The sequence below is a fragment of the Streptomyces sp. McG3 genome, from assembly GCF_018619185.1.
Classification (GTDB): domain Bacteria; phylum Actinomycetota; class Actinomycetes; order Streptomycetales; family Streptomycetaceae; genus Streptomyces.
Genome location: NZ_JAAXYC010000456.1, coordinates 1 through 4,680 on the forward strand (window position 1 = coordinate 1; position 4,680 = coordinate 4,680).

A 4,680-nucleotide genomic window follows, 5' to 3' on the forward strand; every position below is an offset into this window, starting at 1 on the left:
CTTCCTACAGAGAGGGCTCGGAGCCCGGGGCTCGCGACTCGGGGCTTGAGCCTCGGGCGGACCTGCGAACCTGCGGACCTGCGGGATCACGCCGGGCGGCTCAGCCGGCCGTCAGCGTCTCCACGTCGAGGACCTGGGTGTTCTGCGCGGCCGCGATACGCCAGACCCCGTCGTCCTTCGCCAGGAAGTAGGTCGGGGTGCCGGGGACCGCCTCGGGGTGGGCGGCCACCAGTGCGGAGGGGTCCTCCTGGCCGTGGAAGATCTCGTCCAGGTACACCCCGTCCCGGGTGGCAGGGCGCTGGCGGATCTTGACGGCGGCGATGTCGGGGCGGACGAAGAGGATCAGGTCGACCGTGTACGTGGCGGTCACCGGGGAGTCCGCCTGCGGAGGCAGCACCTTGCGGGTGAAGGCGCTGATCTCCGGCAGGCCGGTCAGTCTCCTGCCGTGGGCCGTGGTCCAGATGGCGTCCTCGCGGAAGCCGCCGAGGAAGGCGTCGGGCAGCGCGTTCTGCTGGGCGTGCTGCACGCCGGCGACGAACGCCACGATGGCGTCCACGTCCTCCTGCGGGGCGGGCACTCCGATGACGGTGGGCGTGGAGGCGGCGGGCGTGGAGGCGGTGGCCTTGGCGCTCATGAGGAATCTCCTTGCGGGGTGCGGCCGTCGTGCCGGCCGTTCACCAGGAGCCTCGCCCCTCAAGCGCGGTTGAGGTCAAGTGGCGGCGGTCTCGGCCAACCGGCTTGATCTCAAGACTGGTTGAGGTCCTAGCGTTCCCGTCGTCGAACAGGGACCGGACAGAGGAGCGCTCAGCGATGATTTTGGTGACCGGTGCGACCGGGAACGTCGGCAGCGAACTGGTACGGCAGTTGTCCGTGGACGGGCACGGGGCCGGCGTCCGGGCCCTGACTCGGGACGCGGCGCGGGCCGGGGCCGCGTTGCCCGACGGGGTCGAGGTGGCGGAAGGCGACCTGGGACGGCCCGAGTCGCTGAAGTCCGCGCTGGGCGGGGTGCGTTCACTGTTCCTGATCTCGGGCGTCGGCGACGACGCCGGAGTGCTCGACGCCGCCCGGGACGCGGGGGTGGAGCACGTGGTGCTGGTCTCCTCCATCACCGTGATGACCCATCCGCATCTCGGCCCGGCGCGGGCGAATCTCGCCGTCGAACGCCGGCTGCGGGAGAGCGGGATGGAGTGGACCGTCCTGCGGCCGACGCAGTTCGCCTCCAACAGCCTCTGGTGGGCGCGGTCCGTGCGCGACGAATCCGTGGTGCGCGTGCCGTACGCGGACGTCGGACTGCCGACCGTCCACCCCTCCGACATCGCCTCGGTGGCCCGTGCGGCGCTGACCGGGCCGGGTCACCGGGGGCGGACCTACCCGCTCACCGGGCCGAAGCGGATCAGCCCGCGGCGGCAGGCCGGTGAGCTGGGGCGGGTACTGGGCCGGGAGGTGGCCTGCGTCGTGGTCACGCGGGTGGAGGCGTACCCGCCGATGGCCGCGATGATGGGGGCCGAGGTCGCGGACAGCGTCCTCGACCTGATGGGCGGCGACGTCAACGACGCGCTGCTGGCCGTGCACGACACCGTGGCCCGGGTCACCGGCTCGCCCGCCCGCTCCTACCGCCGCTGGGCCGAGGAGAACGCCGACGCGTTCCGGTGACCGCCCGCGCGTTCCGGTGACCTCTACGCGTTCCGGTGGGCCCGTCGGCTCCGCTACTTCACCGGGCGCAGGCCCAGCGGCGCCGCGATCTCCTCCAGCATCACGCGGCCCGCCTCCTCGGCGAGGTCCTCCTCGCCCGGGTCCTGGTCGGTGTCCAGGCCGTCCAGCTCTTCCAGGGGCTGGCCGAGGCGGATGTGGGCGACCAGGGACTGGAGGGCGCGGAGGGCGGCGGAGGCGGTGGAGCCCCAGTTGGAGAAGTACGAGAACTGCCACCACCACAGCGCCTCGGTGGTGCGCTCGGCGTCGTAGTGCGCGAGGCCGTGGCCGAGGTCGGTGACCAGGTCGGCCAGGTCGTCGGAGATCCGGTGCGGGACCGGGGCCTTGCGGGGCTCGTACGGGTCGAAGACCTCGGAGTAGACGTCGATCGGCTCCAGCAGCGCCGCGAACCGCTCCCGCAGGCCGTCCGCGTCCGGCTCGGGGCCGAGGTCCGGTTCGTACCTCTCGTCGGGCAGGACGTCCTCGTACGCGCCGAGGCGGCCGCCCGCGAGCAGGAGCTGCGAGACCTGGAGGAGCAGGACCGGGACGGCCTCTTCCGGCTCGTCGACCTTGGACACCTCGGTGACCGCGACGATGAACGTCTTGATCTGGTCCGCGATCTGGACGGCGAAGTCGCCCGGGTCCTGCGTGACGGAGTTCAGCGTGGCGTCAGACATCGAGGGGACCTCCCGTGGGCGCGGTCACAGACGGTGAAGCGGACGACGAAGCGGACGGCAGAGCGGAGTGCGGTACGTGACGGGGGCGTACGGCGGTGGTGTCAGACATCCAGCAGCCGCCTCCCCTCGAAGGCACGGCCCAGGGTGACCTCGTCGGCGTACTCCAGGTCGCCGCCGACCGGCAGGCCGCTGGCCAGCCGGGTCACCCGGAGACCCATCGGCTTGACCATCCGCGCCAGGTACGTCGCGGTGGCCTCGCCCTCCAGATTGGGGTCGGTCGCGAGGATCAGCTCCGTGATGGAGCCGTCCGCGAGCCGCGCCAGCAGCTCGCGGATGCGCAGGTCGTCCGGGCCGACGCCCTCGATGGGGCTGATCGCCCCGCCCAGGACGTGGTAGCGGCCACGGAACTCACGCGTCCGCTCGATCGCCACGACGTCCTTGGGCTCCTCGACCACACAGATGACGGTCCGGTCGCGGCGCGCGTCCCGGCAGATCCCGCACTGCTCCTGCTGCGCGACATTGCCGCACACCTCGCAGAAGCGGACCTTGTCCTTGACCTCCAGGAGGGAGTGCGCGAGCCGTCGTACGTCCGTGGGCTCGGCCTGCAGGATGTGGAAGGCGATCCGCTGCGCGCTCTTGGGACCGACGCCGGGCAGCCTGCCCAGTTCGTCGATGAGGTCCTGAACAACGCCTTCGTACAACGGAACGCCTTTCTTTGCTTCCTGCTCCGTACCGTAGTGGGTACGGGTCGGTACCAGTAGGCCTCGTGGGCCCGGCTCCGTCCGGTCCGGTCAGAACGGCAGGCCGGGGATACCGCCCCCGCCGCCCAGGCCCTGGGCCAGCGGGCCGAGCTTCTCCTGCTGGAGCGCCTGCGCGTTCTCGTTGGCCGCCTGGACGGCCGCGACGACGAGGTCGGCGAGCGTCTCGGTGTCCTCCGGGTCCACCGCCTTCGGGTCGATCACCAGGGCGCGGAGCTCGCCGGAGCCGGTCACGGTGGCCTTCACGAGACCGCCGCCCGCCTGTCCGTCGACCTCGGTCCTGGCCAGTTCCTCCTGGGCCGCCGCGAGATCCTGCTGCATCTTCTGGGCCTGCTGGAGCAACTGCTGCATATTGGGCTGGCCACCACCGGGAATCACGGTCACTCCTGGCATTTCGACGACAAATGGTTCGGTAAGCCGAGCCTACGTGCTCCCCGGTCGCCGCGCTCCACCCGCCGGGGACCAACTCTTTCGGGTGAGATTCAGGAACCGGCGTGAGTGCTCCTATACCTGACCAGGGGCCGTACGCAGGCGGGAATCCCGCGATTTCGACTCCACGGCCCACCATTCGGCGGTAGGAAGGGCATGCACATCGGCACACGAGCGTGCATGTGCGGTGACGCAGAGTTACCCCGCGGGGGTCGTCGGTCGCGCGGACCGCCCCGCCCTCTCCGGGCCGGTCGGGTCCGGTTCCGGGAAGCCCTACGCGTCCGTCCCGTCCGTCAGAGTGCAGAGGAGTGCCCCGGTGAGTCAGCCGGAGATGCAGCCCGAGGGGCCGCCCCGCAAGGAGTCCGATGCGGGATCCGGTGAAAACGGAGTTGAGCATTCCGCTTCCGGCCCGGGCAGAGGACGCCACGGGCGCGATCTGACCGGGCGCCCGTTCCCCCTCGGCGACTGGGGCGAGCCGGCCGAGCGGCTCGACGAGCTCTACCGCTGGGTCGAGACCGGGGCGCTGGACACCGCCGACTGGTATCTCAACGACCGGGTCCGGAAGCGCCGGGCCGCCAGGGCCCTGCGGATGGGCACCGCCGCCGGGGTGGTCGCCGGGGCCGCCCTGCCGCTGCTCGACCTGACCGGCGCGCTGAGCGGCTCGGCGGGCTGGGGCTACCTGTCCCTGCTGCTGGGGGCCGCCTGCATGGCCTGCGACCGGTACTTCGGTCTCACCTCCGGGTGGATAAGGAACCTCGCCACGGCCCAGGCCGTGCAGCGGCGGCTCCAGGTGCTCCAGTTCGACTGGGCCTCGGAGTGCGTACGGGAGATGCTCGGGCCGACCGAGGGCACGGCCAGCGAGGCGGCCGAGCGGTGCCTGGGGGTGCTGCGGAGGTTCTCCGAGGACATCACCGAGCTGGTGCGGTCGGAGACGGCGGACTGGATGGTGGAGTTCCGGGCGGGGCCCGCGCCGATGGGGATGCAGGCCCTGGCGACGGGGAGCGCGGGAGGGCGCGGTGAGGCCGGGGCGGCGCCGGGGCGGTTCTCGATGCCGTCGGTGGCGGCGCGGCCGAACATGCCGCGGCAGCGGCCGCCGGAGTCGCCGCCGCGGTGAGGAGTCCGGGGCC

At 72.1% G+C, this 4,680-nt stretch carries 6 protein-coding genes; 2 read left to right on the forward strand and 4 right to left on the reverse strand.

Annotated elements, in window-relative coordinates; genetic code table 11:
* Positions 1-100 precede the first annotated feature (100 nt).
* A complete protein-coding gene (locus tag HET64_RS36740; RefSeq protein WP_215111575.1) occupies positions 101-634 on the reverse strand; it encodes an SgcJ/EcaC family oxidoreductase in 534 nt (177 codons plus the stop codon).
* Between the two features lie 176 nt (positions 635-810).
* On the opposite strand from HET64_RS36740, the gene HET64_RS36745 reads away from it, so the two are divergent.
* On the forward strand, positions 811-1,653 hold the full coding sequence (locus tag HET64_RS36745) for an NAD(P)H-binding protein (RefSeq protein ID WP_215111576.1): 843 nt from the start codon (positions 811-813) through the stop codon (positions 1,651-1,653).
* A 53-nt stretch (positions 1,654-1,706) separates the two neighbouring features.
* Here HET64_RS36745 and HET64_RS36750 read toward each other — a convergent pair whose 3' ends face one another.
* The 3 genes from HET64_RS36750 to HET64_RS36760 form a co-directional block, all read right to left on the reverse strand.
* Positions 1,707-2,366, reverse strand: a complete 660-nt coding sequence (locus tag HET64_RS36750; protein WP_215111577.1) for a DUF5063 domain-containing protein — start codon at positions 2,364-2,366, stop codon at positions 1,707-1,709.
* 101 nt (positions 2,367-2,467) lie between these two features.
* Entirely contained in the window at positions 2,468-3,067 is a 600-nt protein-coding gene (recR, locus tag HET64_RS36755; RefSeq protein WP_215111578.1) for a recombination mediator RecR, read from the reverse strand.
* A gap of 90 nt (positions 3,068-3,157) precedes the next feature.
* Complete coding sequence (locus HET64_RS36760; protein ID WP_003967515.1) at positions 3,158-3,502, reverse strand: YbaB/EbfC family nucleoid-associated protein; 345 nt, start codon at positions 3,500-3,502, stop codon at positions 3,158-3,160.
* Between the two features lie 367 nt (positions 3,503-3,869).
* Between HET64_RS36760 and HET64_RS36765 the strand changes: the two genes are divergently transcribed.
* A complete protein-coding gene (locus HET64_RS36765) occupies positions 3,870-4,667 on the forward strand; it encodes an SLATT domain-containing protein (protein ID WP_215111579.1) in 798 nt (265 codons plus the stop codon).
* The last annotated feature ends 13 nt before the right edge of the window (positions 4,668-4,680 follow it).

Bases quoted from the DNA above. Each gene is read 5' to 3' on its own strand.
- HET64_RS36740 (WP_215111575.1), bottom strand. From the start codon at position 634: ATGAGCGCCAAGGCCACCGCCTCCACGCCCGCCGCCTCCACGCCCACC.
- HET64_RS36750 (WP_215111577.1), bottom strand. From the start codon at position 2,366: ATGTCTGACGCCACGCTGAACTCCGTCACGCAGGACCCGGGCGACTTC.
- HET64_RS36745 (WP_215111576.1), top strand. From the start codon at position 811: ATGATTTTGGTGACCGGTGCGACCGGGAACGTCGGCAGCGAACTGGTA.